Here is a 15,901-nt window from a genome sequence, read left to right as displayed (position 1 = left end):
CTCCACGGTTGGCTGCGGGTGAAATCAGCCCTTCTCGGCGAGCCCCTTGAGGTTGGCCAGGCCCGCCTCGAAGTCCTTGCCGACCATGCTGTCCACGTCGAAGAACAGGTGCATGATCTTGGCCACGAAGGGCACCGGGCCGAACATCGCCCAGGTCACGTCGGTGCCGCCGTCGCGCGGCACCAGGGTGAATTCGGCGGTGTTGCTGGCCTTGAACGGCTTGAAGAAGTCCAGCGCGATGGTCACGCGGCTGCCGGGGTCGCTCTTGAGTATCTGCATGCGCCCGGCCCCTGCCTTGCCGTTGCCTTCCCAGGCGTATACCGCGCCTGGGCCCTTGTCGGCGCCGGAAAAGCTGCGCTGCATCTGCGGGTCGAGCTTCTCGAAGGGCGACCATTGCAACCACAGGTGGAAGTCCTCGATGTAAACCTGGACCTTCTCCGGCGGTGCCTGCACGTGAAGCGTCCGTTCCACGCGGAAGGTGCCTGGCCGATTCGCAGCCAGCACCAGGACCACCGCCACAGCCAGTACCACCACCAACGCAATCCACTTGAGCATTCCATTCTCCTGACGTTGCTTTCTCTAGAAGCGCCGGGCTTCAGCGCCCGGCGAAGTATCGGTTCCAGTCGCGCACCGGGCGGACCTCCACGGCGCCGAGACGGCCGCTGGGAATTCGCTCGGCGATCTGTAGCGCCTCGTTGAGGTCGCGGGCGTCGATCAGTACGAAGCCGCCCAGGTACTCTCGGGTCTCGGCAAAGGGCCCGTCGGTGATCGAAAGCCCCGCCGCGCCATGACGCAGCGTAGTAGCGCTTTCCACCGCTTCCAGCGCCTCGGACGCCAGCACACGCCCCGCCCGGCGCTGGTATTCGTCGTTGGCGAAGCACTCATCCATCAGATGACGGTATTGCACATCGGACAGGCTCGACAGGCGCTGGTCATCGACATAGATCAGGCAGAGGTACTTCATGCTCGTCTCACGCATCGCGCTGGCTGTTATCTCCTAGTCGAAGCGCGCGGCCAGGAATCGACAGCCGGGTGAAGATTTTTTCCTCGCAGGCTCCGGCGGTCCCTCGGACAGACGCGGCGAAACGCTCTGCAACCGTCATTTCCGCCGTTCGTCAGCGGCGCACCAGCGCTTTCAGATTCGTCTCAGAGCCTTACGGGCGGGACGTGGCGAAGATGGCCGTGGGGAAAAAACCCTGACCATGGAGCTCAAGAGAAATGAAACTTCACGCAACCGCCCTCGCTGTCGCAGCTGCCCTCGCTGTGCCGGGCTTTGCTTTCGCTGCCAACACCATCAACTTCAGTGGCGAAGTGACCGACCAGACCTGTTCGGCCGTGGTCGACGGCAACACCGACCCGACCGTCATCCTCGACAGCGTGCCGGTCAGTGCCCTGAACGGTTCCGTTGGCCAGACCACCGGCGAGACCAGCTTCACCCTGCAACTGACTGGTTGCGCCGCTCCCAGCGGTGCCGCCGAGCACTTCACCACCCTGTTCCAGGCTACCAACGCCACCGCCTCGGGCAACCTGACAAACACCGCTGCCAGTGGCGCCACCGGCGTCGCCCTGCAGCTGCTCGACGGCCCGGCAGGCACCCCGGTGAACCTGGCAGGCGGCGCGGCCGTGGCCGCCGGTGACATCGTCCTCGCCGACGGTGAAACCAGCGCCAGCTACGACTACGCGGTGCAGTACATCTCCGAAGCCACCACCGTGACTCCCGGTCCGGTACTCGGCTCGGTGACCTACACCCTGCGCTACGAGTGACACCCCGCGGCACCGCCCCCCGGTGCCGCTTTTTCGCATTGCGCCGCGTCGGTCGAGGTGATCGAGCCCCGAACGATCCGGCAGGACAGGTGAACCGGATGAACGCCCTCCCACTGCGCCCGCTTCGCGCGGCGACGCTTGCGCTCGCCCTGCTGGCAGCCTTCACCGCCCCGCTCGCACAGGCCAGCGTGGTGATCACCGGCACCCGCGTCATCTATCCCGGCGATGCGCGGGAAAAGACCGTGCAGCTGACCAACAAGGACGGCTTCCCCAACGTCATCCAGGCCTGGATCGACGTCGACGACCCAGCCTCCACACCCGATACCGCCAAGGCGCCCTTCGTGGTGAACCCTTCGGTGTCGCGCATGGCACCCGGCAGCGGCCAGACCCTGCGCATCCTCTTCACCGGCTCCGGCCTGCCCCAGGACCGCGAATCGCTGTTCCATCTCAACGTGCTGCAGATTCCGCCACGCAACGCCGCCAAGGCCGACCAGAACCAGATGCTGCTGATGCTGCGCAACCGCCTGAAGCTGTTCTATCGCCCGGCAGCCATTGCCGGCAGCCCGGAGCAGTTGCCCGAGAAGCTGCGCTTCTCCCTGGTGCAGAGCGGCAGCAGCTGGAGCGTCAAGGTGGAGAACCCCACCGGCTACCACGCCTCCTTCGGCGGCGCGACGCTCAGTGTCGGCGCGCGTCAATGGAAGCTGCAGCCGAGCATGATCGCGCCCATGGGCCAGGCCCAGTGGCAGGCGCAGGAGCCTTCGGCGCTGCCCGCCGGCACGCCGCGACTGTCCGCCCTGCTGATCAACGACTACGGCGCAAGAGTGGAACTTCGCCATGACCTGTCGCGTTGACCCTCACCGTGGACCGCTGCTGCCCTTCGCCCTCGGTTCCCTCGCCATGGTGGTCGCGGGACTGGCGCAGGGGGATGCGGACTACCGCTTCGACGATAGCCTGCTGATGGGTTCGGGTCTGGCCGGCGGCAGCCTGGAGCGCTTCAACCGCGCCGATCAGGTGGACCCCGGCACCTACCACGTCGACCTCTATCTCAATGGCCAGTACGCCACCCGCGCCGAAGTGGAAATGCGCCAGCACGGCGAGCGCGCCGAGCCCTGCTTCAGCGAGCGTTTTCTGCGCCAGAGCCTGGGTGCGCGCCCGGACCCGAAGGCCGGCAAGGACGACCAGGGCATCTGTCACTGGCTCACCGAGCGCCTGCCGGACTCGACCTGGAACCTCGACACCGCACGCCTGCGCCTGGACCTCTCGGTGCCCCAGGCGCTGCTCGACATCAAGCCGCGCGGCTATGTCAGCCCGGACGAATGGGACGCCGGTACAACCATGGGCTTCGTCAACTACGACGCTAACCTGTACCGTTCCTCCTTCGAAGGCTCAGGCAGCGGCGGTGACTCGGACTACGGCTACCTGGGCCTGAACGGCGGCGTGAACCTCGGCCTGTGGCGCCTGCGCCACCAGTCCAACTACACCTATTCCAGCTACGCGGGGAACACCCGCAGCGACTGGAACAGCATCCGCACCTACGCCCAACGCGCAGTGCCGGACCTGCGCAGCGAACTGACCCTGGGCGACAGCTACACCGAGGGCAACCTGTTCGGCAGCATGGGCTACCGCGGCGTGCGCCTGGCCACCGACGACCGCATGCTGCCCGACTCGCAGCGCCAGTACGCCCCGCAAGTACGCGGCACCGCGACCACCAATGCGCGGGTAGTGATCAGCCAGAACGGCCGGAAGATCCACGAGACCACCGTGGCGCCCGGCCCCTTCGTCATCGACGACCTCTACGGAACTGCCTACGACGGCGACCTTGACGTGCAGGTGATCGAGGCCGACGGCAGCGTCTCGCGCTTCTCCGTGCCCTTCTCCGCCGTGCCCGAGTCCATGCGACCAGGCCTGTCGCGCTACAGCGCCACAGTCGGCCAGGCGCGCCAGTACGGCGACGGCAACGACCTGTTCGGCGACCTGACCTACCAACGCGGCCTGACCAACGCCCTCACCGCCAACCTCGGCACCCGTGTCGCCGAGGATTATCTGGCCGTGCTCGGCGGCGGCGTGCTGGCCACGCCCTACGGCGCCTTCGGCATGAATACCACCTTCTCCAGTGCCACCGTGGAGAACAACCAACGCAAGCAGGGCTGGCGCGTCGGGTTGAACTACAGCCGGACCTTCCAGCCGACCCAGACCACCTTGACCCTGGCCGGCTACCGCTACTCGACCGAGGGCTATCGCGACCTGGGCGATGCGCTCTCCGCGCGCGATGCCGACGAACACGGCGACAACTGGGATTCGAGCAGCTACAAGCAGCGCAACCAGTTCACCCTGCTGGTCAACCAGGGCCTGGGGCAGTACGGCAACCTCTACCTGTCCGGCTCCACCGCCGACTACTACGACGGCAAGAGCCGCGATACGCAACTGCAGGTCGGCTACTCCAACGTCTGGCGCCAGCTCAGCTACAACCTTTCCTACTCGCGCCAGCAGACCACCTGGTACCGCGACGTGAACGACGACTACGACCCGTCCCAACCACCGCAGTACAACCTGCAGCACGGCAGCAACCGCAACAACACCCTGACCCTGAGCCTCTCCATGCCGCTGGGCTCCACCAGCCGCGCACCGAACCTCAGTGCCATGGTCTCGCGGCGCTCCGGCGACAGCAGCGGCAGCACCTACCAGACCGGACTCAACGGCACCCTGGGCGAAGACCGCACCCTGAGCTACGCCCTCTCCGCCGGGCGCGACAGCGAAGGCCAGGGCACCGACTTCAACGGCAGCGTGCAGCAGCAGACCTCGGTCGCCACCTTCAACGCCGGCTACGCCGAAAGCTCAAGCTACCGTCAAATCAACGGCGGCATGCGCGGTGCGGCGGTGCTGCACAGCGGCGGACTGACCCTCGGGCCCTACGTCGGCGACACTTTTGCCCTGGTGGAGGCCAAGGGCGCCAGCGGCGCCGGTGTACGCGGCGGCCAGGGCGCACGGGTGGACAGCAACGGCTACGCCGTGGTGCCGTCGCTGTCGCCCTACCGCTACAACCCCATCAGCCTCGACCCGCAAGGCATCGACGAGAACGCCGAACTGGTGGAGACCGAACGCAAGATCGCGCCCTACGCCGGCGCCGCCGTGCGCGTCGAGTTCAAGACCCTCACCGGCCACCCCCTGCTGATCCAGGCCAAGCTGCCCGATGGTCAACCGCTGCCGCTGGGCGCCGACGTGCTCGACGGCCAGGGCGTGAACATCGGCATGGTCGGCCAGGGCGGCCAGGTCTACGCCCGCGCGGAAGGCGAGAAAGGCCGCCTGCGCGTGCAGTGGGGCGAACGCCCGGAAGACGGCTGCCTGCTGCCGTATGACCTCAAGGGCGCCGACGTCGACCAGGTACTGGTCCGCCTGCAGGCAACCTGCCTACCGGAGGCTTCATGACCCCTATCCTGCGCAGCCTGCCGCTGCTCGCCCTGCTACTCGCGCCGAGCGCCTGGGCCACCTGCTACAAGGTCACCAGCGTGGGCACCGCCACCACCACCGCCACCTACCAGATCCGCCCGGGCGAAGGCGTGGCCGGAGCCTGGCCAGGGGATGGCGCCTGCGATACCTGTAACGGCTCCCTCGGCCTGCCCAGCGTGATCAACGTCAGCGACGCCAGCTTCCAGCCAGACGGCAGCATCATCGCCAGTTCGGTGGCGCCCTTTACGCAGTACGGCGCCACCGCCGGCCACGATCCGGAACGGGTGTTCTTCCGCTGCGCCCCGGAAGATGCGGTGTACGAGATGTTCTCCAGCAACGCCGACAACCTCTACAGCGGCTACTACAACGGTGGTGACAGCGTGGGCAATTCCATCGGCCTGCAGTCTGCCTACCGCACAGCCTGGCCCAACGTGCTACTGCGCCTGACCCATGTGGAAACCGGCGCGTACTTCACCGACATCTGGCGCGAACGCCAGTTGAGCGGGCTGGATATCGACTCGCGCGGCTATCAGCTGGTCAAGGCGAAGAACCTCAGCGCGGTGCGCGCCGAATTGTTCCGCGCGCCGCTGGAGAGCACCCGCTACTACTCGCCGACCATTGCCTCCCAGGCCTACCTCTACACCCAGCCGGCCGGCTACATCGCCATCAAGGGTCCCGGCCTGGCCTACCCCATCGTCGGTCAGACCCACATCAGCAACTACCCTGGCTGGCACTACAACTGGCCGGGCGCCATCGGCCTTTACAACAAGATGACGCTCAAGCGCTACCCCACCTGCGCCGTCACCAACGTCACGCCTAATGTGGTGTTCCCCTCGATCTCCATCGGCGAGATCAACGCCGGGGCCAATCGTGAAATGCCCTTCCAGGTCGACTTCAAATGCCAGACCGGCGTGATCAACAGCACCGCCGCCAACGGCACGGCGCTGGGCATCAAGGTCTCCGCCGGGGCGCTGGCGGCGTCCTCGGGCCTGGGACTGATCAACGCCAACGGCGGCCTGTCCTACCTGGTTTCCGACCGCTATGGCCAACCCGGCGTGGCCCAGGGCGTGGGCATCCGTCTGCTGCGCGATGGCAGCGCGATGAACCTGCTGGCCAACGAAGACTCCGCCAAGGGCAGCAACGCCGCGGCCGTCGGCTGGTACCCCGCCATCGGCAGCGCCTCGAACAAGACTGGCGAGGTGAGCGGCATTTCCCAGTACACCGAGACCTTCCGCGCTCGCCTGGAAAAGCTCAGTCTCGGCACCATGCCCACCGTCACCCCGGGTCGCGTGGAAGCCACCGCGCAGGTGGTGATTCGTGTGCAGTAAACGGCTGCTCGGCTTGCTGCTCGGCCTGGGGCTGCTGGCCAGCGCGCAGGTGCACGCCGGCGTGACGGCTGAACGCACACGGGTGATCTTCGACGCAGGCCAGCGCGAAGCCTCGCTGGCGCTGGTGAACCAGAACAATTACCCGGTCATCGTGCAGGCCTGGATCGACGACGGCGATCTCGACACCGCACCACAGACCGCCGAGGCGCCGATCATGCCCCTCCCGCCGGTATTCCGCCTCAACCCCGGCCAGCAGCGCAGCCTTCGCCTGCTCTACACCGGCGTGGCCCTGCCACAGGACCGCGAGTCGCTGTACTGGCTCAACCTCTACGAAATTCCGCCGCAATCCAGCGAGCCGCTGGCCGAAGGACAGTCGCGTCTGACCGTTACGTTGCGCACGCAGATGAAGGTCATCTATCGCCCTCGCGCCCTGGTGAAAGACGCCGAGGAAGCTCCGCGCAAACTGCTCTTCCGCAGGGCCGGCAATGCGGTGCAGGTGGAAAACCCCACCGCCTACTTCATTACCCTGGCCGGCGCCGAAGCGCGCCAGGGCAACGCCGGCTCACTGCTGCCGCCCGAACTATTACCGCCGTTCTCGCAGCGCACGCTGTCGCCAACCCAGCCTCTGCCGGCAAGCGCCGGCGAAGTACGCTACCTGTGGATCGACGACGGCGGGAACAGCCAGCAGGGCACCGCGCCACTGCGCTGATGACTCGGGCTTCATGGGAAGTTCGGTGTAGGGTGGTTCGCGAGCAAGCTCGCTCCTACGAAGCCCCCAACTTTGGCCTTGGCTTTGGCGCTTAAGGTCTTCCAGAGAAATGCCCGCACACGCCGAATGCCCCGTTCAGGAGGCCTCGTTGAAGCGGAGTTTCAGGGGTTGAGCGGCATGGATGCCGCGAGAGCGCTGTCGGGCCAGGGATGGCCCGTCGAGGGGGACGCCTAGTTCGTGCCCCTGAAACTTCGCTTCAACGAGGGAATTTTTCGCCTAAGCGAAAAACCGGATGTCCGAGGCAAGACCTTTGCCTTCTTTGGGGCGTTTGCCAAAGAAGGTCGCCCGAGGGGGCGAAACACAGAATCCGCGCGTACGCCGAAGCGGCGCGGAAACAAACAAGTCAAAGCAGCGATACAAAATCGACACAGGAGCCAAGGCAAGCGCCGGCCCTGCCGGCGGATCGCGGGAAGGGCCCGCTCCTACAGGGGGAGCACGGCGTCATGCCTACTGGAACAGATTGGCCATCACACAAAACGTCAGCAATGCCTGGTCGGTATCCACATCCAGCTTGCGCATGGCGGAGATCTTCTGCGCGCTCACCGTCTTCACACTGCGGTTCAGCAGCAGCGCGATGTCCCGCACGCTCATCCCCGACACGAAATGGCGCAGCACTTCGTACTCCTTCACCGACAGGCTGGCGATGCGCCCCTCCACATCATCCCCGCTGGACAGCACGCTGTTCGAGGACTGCATGCCCGGCCCGCGGTAGATGCGGTCCTGGGATAATGCCTTGAGCGCCACGAGGATCTCGTTGAGGTCGCCGTTCTTCAGGATCACCCCCGACACACCCAGGTCGTAAAGGCTGGAGAGGATCAGCGGGTTGGACAGCATGGTGAGGATCAGGATCCGCGTGTCGGGGAAGTTGCGCAGCAGGAACTCGATCAGTTTGATTCCGTCGCCATAGGTCTGGTCGCCCGGCATGTTGTAGTCGGTGATGACGATGGCCGGTCGCTGCTCACGGTACAGCGCCACCAGCTCGCTGGAGTTGTGCGCCTCACCGATCACCTCGAAGCGATCGTCCCGTTCGATCACCTCGCGAACCCCCATCAGGACGATGGGATGGTCGTCCGCTAGTGCCACTCTGACTTTTTCCATGAGTTTCTTGAGTCCCAACATTTGCGATCGTCGGCCGGCCACAGAGGCACGGCCACTCTTCCAGAGTAGCCCCGGTTACCGAACAGGCTCTCAGAGGCTGACCAGGGCCGCCTCGATTCGTCCCAGCAGCGCGTTAACCGCCGCGGACAGTTCCGGCCCGGCGGGCTGCGCAATCAGCGCCTCCTCCACCGAGCCGCAGGCATCGCTCAGGCCATGGGCCCGGACCACCGCCAGCGCGCCACGCAGGCGGTGTACCTGCTGGCGGACGGTCGCCAGGTCGCCGGACTGCAGAGCATCGGTCACCCCGTGCATGTCCTGGCGCATGGTGCGCAGGAACAGATCGCGCATCTTCTCCGAGACCTCGATCCGGTCCTGCGCCGGCGCCTGTTCCTGCTGCTGGCTTTGCGGTGGTTCGGCCGTCACATGGCCGCAGACCTTGAGCAGGCCGTCGTGCAATGTGCGCAGGCTCATCGGCTTGACCAGCCAGGCGTTCATCCCCACTGCCATGCAGCGTTCGCCCTCCTCGCGCAGGGCGTTGGCGGTCACGCCGATGATCGGCAGCCAGCTGTCCTGGCGGCGCAGCTCGCCGACCAGTTCGTAGCCGTTCATCACCGGCATGTTCACATCAGTCAGCAGCGCGTCAAAGGCTCCGGGCGCCCACCGCTGCAGGGCCTCTCGCCCGTTGCTGGTCAGGGTGACGCGGCAGCCCAGCTCCTCGAGCTGCTCCTTGAGCAGCGCCTGGTTGATCGGGTTGTCCTCGGCCACCAGGACCCGCAAGCCGAGCTTGCCCAATCGGGCGACACGGGGAGTCTGGCGGGCCTCGCCACCTCCGCCCTGCTGCGCGAGGCGCAAAGCCTGGGCGATGCCGGACAGATGGTAGAGGCTGACCTCCCAACCCTGGGCTGAAGCCTGTGGCTGCACACTGCCCTCGGTCAAAGCATTTACCCGCGCACCGCTCCACAGCTGCTCGCCACTGGCCTCGAGCAGGTCCAGCAGCACCGCGCCGGGCGGAACGTCCGGCGGCAGCTCTTCCTGAACCAGCGCCGAGCCGCCCCAGCAGTCGACCCAGGCGGCCAGGTTCTGCGCCAGTTCCTTCACCGGCGCCCGCACGTAGACCGGTTGTGGTAGCAGCGGCGCGTCGGCAACCGATGGCTGAGCGTGCTCCAACACCGGCAGCGCCAGGGTAAAGGTGAAACTGCTGCCCAACCCGGTTTCGCTGACTACCCGCAGTTGTCCACCCATCAGGTCGCTCAGTCGCGCGCAGATCGACAGGCCCAGGCCGGTACCGCTGACCGTGTGCTCGTGACCGTGAGCCTGGTAGAAGGGTTCGAACAGCCGCTGCTGCTGCGCGTCGGACATACCGATGCCGGTATCGGTCACCTGCCACTGCAGGGCCGCCTCGCCCTTTTCGCCGGCCACGATGCGCAGTCGCAGCACCACGCGGCCGATGTCGGTGAACTTCAGCGCGTTGCTCAGCAGGTTGGCGAGAATCTGCCGGATACGCGCAGCATCGCCGCGCACCAGGCCCGGAACATTCGTGTCGATGCAGGCGTAGAGCTGCAGCTCCTTGCCCTCGGCTACGCCCGCATAGCTGGCGACCACGCCCTCCGCCAGCTCCAGTGGGTTGAACTCCACCGCCTCCAGCGCCATCTGCCCAGCCTCGATCTTCGACACATCGAGGATGTCGCTGATCAGTTGCAGCAGGGTCGAGGACGAACGCTGGATGGTGGCGAGATAGTCGCGCTGCTGCGGGGTCAATTCGGTCAGGCCGAGCAGTTCCAGGGTGCCCAGCACCCCATAGAGCGGCGTGCGGATTTCATGGCTCATCGTGGCGAGGAACACCGATTTCGCCTCGCTGGCGGCATCCGCCGTGAGCTTGGCGTCGGCCAGCATCTGCTGCGCCTGCTTGTGCGCGCTGATGTCGTTGAAGGCGCAGAGCACCACATTCTCGCCCCGGTAGCGGGTCGGCGCGAAGCTGGCGTGCAGCGCGCGTCCTTCCACTTCGAAGACCAGCTCGCCGTTGCCCTCGCCAACCCGTCCGCTGAGGTCCCAGTCGCGGCTGATGCGGGTGATGGCCTCGCCATCGCCCAGCCATTGCTCGGCCAAGCGGTTCTGCATCACCACCTGGTGGCTGCCATGGCGCAGCACGCATAGCGCCACCGGCGCGGTCTGGATCACCGCGCGACTGAAGGCATCGCTCTCGACCAGATCAAGGTGCGCCTGGCGTGCTGGCCTGATCACGCGACGCGAATACCAGGAGATCGCCAGCCAGCCACCCGCCAGGCTGCCCAGGATCAGCGCCAGGCCACCAAAGAACTCCCATTTGGCATAGCGGAAGAAACTGCGATAGCTCAGGTGATAGAGCCCGGTCCAGCCACCGTCGAACTCGCTGCGAATCTTGAATACCAGACCGTCAGTGTCGATGTTGAGCCCATCCGCATAGTCCTTTTCCGAACCGGGGACATCGATCAGCACGTTACCTTGTGGGGTGATCAGCTCCAGTTCGTCGAAAACCGGGCGATCGAGTATCTGCTCCATGTCATTGATCCGCCCCAGATCCAGCAGCGATACCGCCACCACTCTGCGGTCCAGGTCCGAATCCCACCAGAGCTCATCGGGCAGGTCGAGGCTGACATAGGCCAGCAGTTCGCGACTGCCTCCGGTGTAGTTCTGCGCCTTGGCCCAGTGCACCCGGCTGTCACTGCGCTGGGGGGAACGTGTTTCCAGCACCTGGCGCACCTGCTCGATCACCGGCAGGTAGGTGCGTCGGGTCACTGGGCGAAGATCACGGAAGTTGCCGATGGCGGGCACCGCCAGGCTGGTCGGCCCGTTGAGGTCGAGCACCAGCACTTGCGGCGACGGGAAGGATGACGTGCTCCAATAACTGCTGTAGAAATTCGCCAGCATCACGCCGAAAGAGAAAGTCCCGGCCCTCGTCTGTGGGCCGCCGCCACGCACCTGCTGTGCCAGGGTGAAAGGCATGGCGAAGGAGAACTCCCGTCCTTCGTGGATCTCCATACCGTGCTCGCTGACCAACATTCGACGTTGCAGGGGGATCACGTCCAAGTCCTGGCGCTGGGTGGAAGCGTCGCTCTGCTGGGCGATGCGGTTGAGGAAAGCCTCGTGCTCGTGGAGGTCCCCGACCAGCCGGCTGAAATGGAAATGCACCTTGTCACGCTCTTCCTGCACCAGCCGGCCAAGCGCCCAGTAACAGGCGCCAACGAGTATCAGCGCAAGGGAGACGGCACACAGCAAGACGATATTCAGGCGTAGCGAGGTGCTCGCCAGTTTACGAATCGAGCCGTTGTCATGTTCCTTCATGCGAAGCATCCGGTGTCGCGGAAAGTGGCGGCGGAGGGCCCGCCGGATACCAGCAGACTGTAGATGTGAGTCAGGCATTAGGCGACCCGTCGGCCCCTTGGAGGCCGACGACCGCCCTGACATCTGCGATGTTTCTGCCGTGGATCAACGAGCCATCGCGGAGCGTTCCTGGAGCAACTGGCGGGTGAATACGGCAGGCGGCACCGCCTCGGAGAACAGGAAGCCCTGGGCGCAATCACACCGCAGCCGACGCAGCAGCGCCAGCTCGTCCGGGTGCTCCACGCCTTCGGCAATCACCTCCAGCCCAAGCTGCCGGCCGAGCTTGACGATGCTCTCCAACGCCGCTGCCAGCCCATCGTCGTCGACGCACCCGTGCACCAGCGCGCGATCGATCTTGAGCTCCGTGAAGGGGGTCGAAACCAGGTTGTACAGCGAGCTGTAGCCCTGGCCAAAATCGTCCTGGGCAAGGCCAAAACCCTTCATGCGCAAGCGGCAGGTGCCAGCATAGTAGTTCGCTGGGGTTGCCGTGCTGCTGCATTCGAGCAGTTCGAAAACGATGTGCGCCGGCACTCCGCCACGGGCAGCGACGAAGGCTGCGAGCCGATCCGGCAGGTCCGGATCATCCAGCAGATGAGTCGGCAGGTTGACCGCCACCGTCAGATGAAAGCCCAGCTTGCCCCAGTCGGCCTGGGCCTGCAGCGCCTGTTCGAGTACCACCCACAGCAGCGCATCGTCCAGCCCGGCGGCAGTCAGCGCCGCCATGAAGCTGCCCGGCTGCAACACACCATAACCAGGGTGCTCCCAGCGCACCAGAGCCTCCGCCGCAACGATGCGGCCGTCGATCAGCGAAGCCTTGGGCTGAAACCATGCACAGAACTGCCGCTGCTCCAGAGCCTGTTCCAGCTCCTCGCGAGTCGGCACTGGAATATCCGGTGCGCGGCGCTGCTCCTCGCGCTCCAGGCGTGTCACGAGCTTCTCCAGCAGGCGGCGGATCACCGGCGCGCGGGCGGGCTTGGCGATCTGTTCGAGCACGGTGATGCCATGGGCGCGGGCCACCATGCAGGCACTGCCCATCAGCGGGCGCGAAGCCGAACTCATGATCGCCAGCAGCGGCGGATGGCTCAGTGCGGCCAGCCGCTGGATCAGTTGCACGCCGTCAAGGCCGGGCATCATCAGGTCGCTGACCACCAGGTCGAAGCGTTCCCGTTCCAGCCAGCGCAGCGCCTCGGCGCCATCCTCGGCGGCGCGCAGCTGCACGGCACCCTGCTCGCGGAACAGGTTGATCAGGTATTCGCGCTGGAAGGGCTGGTCTTCGACGATCAGGATTCGCTGATGTCGCATGGCGGCACCTCCGCGGGCAGGCTGGTCAGGCATTGGCGCAAGGTGCGCAGGTCCACCGGTTTGAGCAGGCAGAGGTTCATGCCGGCAGCGAGGCAACGTTCGTTCTCCTCGTGCATGGCGTTAGCCGTGGCGCCGACGATCGGCCCACGATAGCCGCGCTGGCGCAGCGCACGGGCCAGTTCATAGCCGTTGAGATGGGGCATGTTGACGTCGGTGAGCACCACGTCGAAGGCATCGAGCTGCCAGCGCGACAGCGCCTGCCGGCCATCGGCGGCCAGTTCGACTGCGCAACCGAGCATCTCCAGCTGGTCGCGCAGGATCAGCTGGTTGATCGGGTTGTCCTCCACCAGCAGCACGCGCAGGCCCAGACCGATATCGGGCAGGGTCTCGGCCAGACGCGCGGCCTCGCTGCTGGCGCAGCCCTGCGCTGCTGCCAGGGCACGACGCAGTCCTTCGAGGTTGTAGCGACCCACATGCCAGTCGCAGCCTTCCTGGCGTGGCTGCTCGCCGCCCAGGTCGGTCACCAGTACCCGGCAGCCCCGCCAGCCGGGCAGCGGCTTGCGGTCATGGGGATTGAAGCGCAGGTCCACCAGGACACTGGAAGCATCCTCCTCCACCGGCTGGTCACAGGCCACCACCTGGGCCCGCGCGCCCCAGCGGGCAATCCAGCCGCAGAGGCTATCGGCCAGTTCACGGGTCGGAGCGTGCACCCACACCATCGAGTTGCACAGCCTGGGGGCGCTGGAAGATTGCCGATCCACGCATTGCAACGGCAGGCTGAGGGAAAAGCTGCTGCCCAGCCCCACGTCGCTGACCACCCGCAACTGCCCACCCATCAGCTCGGTCAGGCGCTTGCAGATCGACAGTCCGAGCCCGGTACCACCGGCCATGCGCGCCTGGCCGGAGACCTGGTAGAAGGCGTCGAAGAGGTTCGCCTGCTGGTCCTCGGGAATGCCGATGCCGGTATCGGCCACCTGCCAGTGCAGGGTGTCGTTCCAGCCCTCGCCGGTCTCGGCGCGCACGCGCAGCACGATGCGTCCGCTATCGGTGAACTTCACCGCGTTGCTCAGCAGATTGTTGAGAATCTGGCGGATACGCGTGGCGTCGCCCAGTACCCGCTCGGGCATCTGCGAGTCACAGCAGGCATAGATCTGCAGGCCCTTGGCGCGAGCCGCCGCAGCGTATGACTGGACGCTGTCGAGGGTGAGTTCCAGCGGCGAGAACTCCACCGGCTCCAGGCCCAGCTGGCCGACTTCGATCTTCGATACATCGAGCACATCACTGATCAATTGCAGCAGGGTCGAGGACGAGCGCTGGATGGCGCGCAGATACCCGGACTGCTGGTGATCCAGCGCCGTGCGACCGAGGAGCTCAAGGGTGCCGAGCACGCCATACAGCGGTGTCCGGATTTCATGGCTCATGGTCGCCAGGAACAGCGTCTTCGCCTCGTTGGCAGTGTCCGACAGGCGCTTGGCTTCAGCCAGCGCCGCCTCGGTCTGCTTGCGCGCGCTGATATCGCTGAAGGCGCAGCAGAGCACTTCCTCGCCCTTGTAGCGGGTCGGCGTGTAGCTCAGGTACAGATGCCTTCCGGTATGGGTATCCACCTCTTCCGAGCCGCCCTCCTCGCCACTGCTGAAGCCGCGCTCCAGCCAGCCATGGCTCCAGTAACGACGCTCATCGCCGCTGCCCAGCCATTGCTGGGCGAGGCGGTTCTCCAGCACCACCTCGGCATCGCTGCGCCGCAGCACACAGAGCGCCACCGGCGCGGTCTGGATCATCGCGCGGGAGAACCCCTCGTTCTCCACCAGCGCATCGAGACGGTGCTGCGCCGGGCCGATCAGGCGCCGGTTGATGCGTCGGCACATGCCCCAGACCAGCAGCGAGCAGCCCAGCAGGAAGGCCAGCGATGCGAGGATCCTGGGCCACATCGGCAGCAGCAGGTCGTACAGGTTGAAGTAGTAGATCAGCGACCAGTCGGAGCTGCCCAGGTGCTTGAGCAGCGCCAGGTGGCTGGGCAGCAGGCCGGGCCCGCTGAAGGCGAAGTTGTCGCCGTCCCACAGGTCGCTGAACTGCAGGCCGAGTTGCGGTGTGACCGCGCTGCCGAGAATCGCCCGGTGCTCACGGTCCAGCAGCAGGAAGCGCCCGGCTTCGGGCACACCGAAGGCCGCGGAGAGGTCAGCGCCGAACAGCTCGAGCCCCAGCCAGCCATTGTCCTGCTCGCTGGTCACGCGGGTGAACAGGTACTGCCGCGCCTGCGGGTCGGTCGGGTCGGCGAGCCAGCGCACCTGTCGCTCTTCCGTCGGCGTACCAGGTTGCGCCAGCGCTTCGAGCACCGACGGCGGCACCACGGCGTTGAGCGCCGGCGCCCCGTACAACCGCGTCACCGTGCGATCGTCTTCGGGGGAGACATAGATCAGGTTCAGCCGCTTGGCCTCCATCTCCTCCAGGTCGCGCCCGGACAGCGCCAGGCTCCAGCTGGAACCGGGCTCGCCGAGGGTGACGAAAATCTGCTCGTGGGGCGGCACAGGCACGCTCAACTGGCGCCACTGCACCATCGGCTCACGCACTTTCCAGGTCACACCCCGGCTGATGTGCTCCAGCAGCGATTCGCGCTGGCCGAGATAATCCTGGGCTTCGTACATGGCCGCGTTCATCTGCCGACGCAACTGCGACACTTCGCTATTGAGGCTCGCGGCAAGGAACAGGCTGAGGGTGAAGAAAAGGCAGGCGATCACCACCCCGGCCAGCAGACGAAGAAGCTTTCGGGCCGCCTTCGGGGTGGAAAAGGACGAATCCTGACGACGAAGGAACTGCTTGAGTTTCATGGCCGCCA

At 65.9% G+C, this 15,901-nt stretch carries 11 protein-coding genes; 5 read left to right on the top strand and 6 right to left on the bottom strand.

Translation table 11 applies throughout. The features are described 5' to 3' along the window. Positions 1-24: 24 nt before the first annotated feature. Together ACIPK7_RS12205 and ACIPK7_RS12200 are read right to left on the bottom strand one after the other, a co-directional pair. Positions 25-555 (bottom strand): SRPBCC family protein, encoded by a 531-nt coding sequence (locus ACIPK7_RS12205; protein WP_192436122.1) that lies wholly within the window; start codon positions 553-555, stop codon positions 25-27. 40 nt (positions 556-595) lie between these two features. Then, positions 596-964, bottom strand: a complete 369-nt coding sequence (locus ACIPK7_RS12200) for a YciI family protein (protein WP_192436121.1) — start codon at positions 962-964, stop codon at positions 596-598. 254 nt (positions 965-1,218) lie between these two features. On the opposite strand from ACIPK7_RS12200, the gene ACIPK7_RS12195 reads away from it, so the two are divergent. The 5 genes from ACIPK7_RS12195 to ACIPK7_RS12175 all read left to right on the top strand — a co-directional run bounded on the left by ACIPK7_RS12195 (position 1,219) and on the right by ACIPK7_RS12175 (position 7,248). Continuing rightward, positions 1,219-1,764: a fimbrial protein gene (locus ACIPK7_RS12195; RefSeq protein WP_192436120.1), complete on the top strand. Its 546-nt coding sequence runs from the start codon at positions 1,219-1,221 to the stop codon at positions 1,762-1,764. A gap of 98 nt (positions 1,765-1,862) precedes the next feature. Then, positions 1,863-2,615 (top strand): molecular chaperone, encoded by a 753-nt coding sequence (locus tag ACIPK7_RS12190; protein ID WP_192436119.1) that lies wholly within the window; start codon positions 1,863-1,865, stop codon positions 2,613-2,615. Continuing rightward, entirely contained in the window at positions 2,599-5,190 is a 2,592-nt protein-coding gene (locus ACIPK7_RS12185) for a fimbria/pilus outer membrane usher protein (protein WP_401087928.1), read from the top strand. The genes ACIPK7_RS12190 and ACIPK7_RS12185 overlap by 17 nt, the downstream gene beginning before the upstream one ends. Continuing rightward, positions 5,187-6,539 (top strand): fimbrial protein, encoded by a 1,353-nt coding sequence (locus tag ACIPK7_RS12180; RefSeq protein ID WP_401087926.1) that lies wholly within the window; start codon positions 5,187-5,189, stop codon positions 6,537-6,539. Before ACIPK7_RS12185 ends, ACIPK7_RS12180 begins: the two co-directional genes overlap by 4 nt. Then, the gene (locus ACIPK7_RS12175) at positions 6,529-7,248 is read left to right on the top strand and encodes a molecular chaperone (protein WP_192436116.1); all 720 of its coding nucleotides are present in this window, start codon (positions 6,529-6,531) and stop codon (positions 7,246-7,248) included. The genes ACIPK7_RS12180 and ACIPK7_RS12175 overlap by 11 nt, the downstream gene beginning before the upstream one ends. 507 nt (positions 7,249-7,755) lie before the next feature. Here the strand turns inward: ACIPK7_RS12175 and ACIPK7_RS12170 are convergent. The 4 genes from ACIPK7_RS12170 to ACIPK7_RS12155 all read right to left on the bottom strand — a co-directional run bounded on the left by ACIPK7_RS12170 (position 7,756) and on the right by ACIPK7_RS12155 (position 15,893). Further along, positions 7,756-8,406 (bottom strand): response regulator, encoded by a 651-nt coding sequence (locus ACIPK7_RS12170; protein ID WP_192431492.1) that lies wholly within the window; start codon positions 8,404-8,406, stop codon positions 7,756-7,758. Positions 8,407-8,496: 90 nt separating this feature from the next. After that, entirely contained in the window at positions 8,497-11,727 is a 3,231-nt protein-coding gene (locus ACIPK7_RS12165) for an ATP-binding protein (RefSeq protein ID WP_401087924.1), read from the bottom strand. Between the two features lie 144 nt (positions 11,728-11,871). Further along, positions 11,872-13,068: an EAL domain-containing protein gene (locus ACIPK7_RS12160; protein ID WP_192431494.1), complete on the bottom strand. Its 1,197-nt coding sequence runs from the start codon at positions 13,066-13,068 to the stop codon at positions 11,872-11,874. Then, positions 13,047-15,893, bottom strand: coding sequence for an ATP-binding protein (locus tag ACIPK7_RS12155; RefSeq protein ID WP_401087922.1), 2,847 nt, complete (start codon positions 15,891-15,893; stop codon positions 13,047-13,049). The genes ACIPK7_RS12160 and ACIPK7_RS12155 overlap by 22 nt, the downstream gene beginning before the upstream one ends. Positions 15,894-15,901: the final 8 nt, after the last annotated feature.

The sequence above is a fragment of the Pseudomonas sp. NPDC086581 genome (genome assembly GCF_044746165.1).
Taxonomy (GTDB): domain Bacteria; phylum Pseudomonadota; class Gammaproteobacteria; order Pseudomonadales; family Pseudomonadaceae; genus Pseudomonas.
Note: the sequence above shows the minus strand (reverse complement) of the source record. Positions and strands in the feature narration are given on the sequence as shown.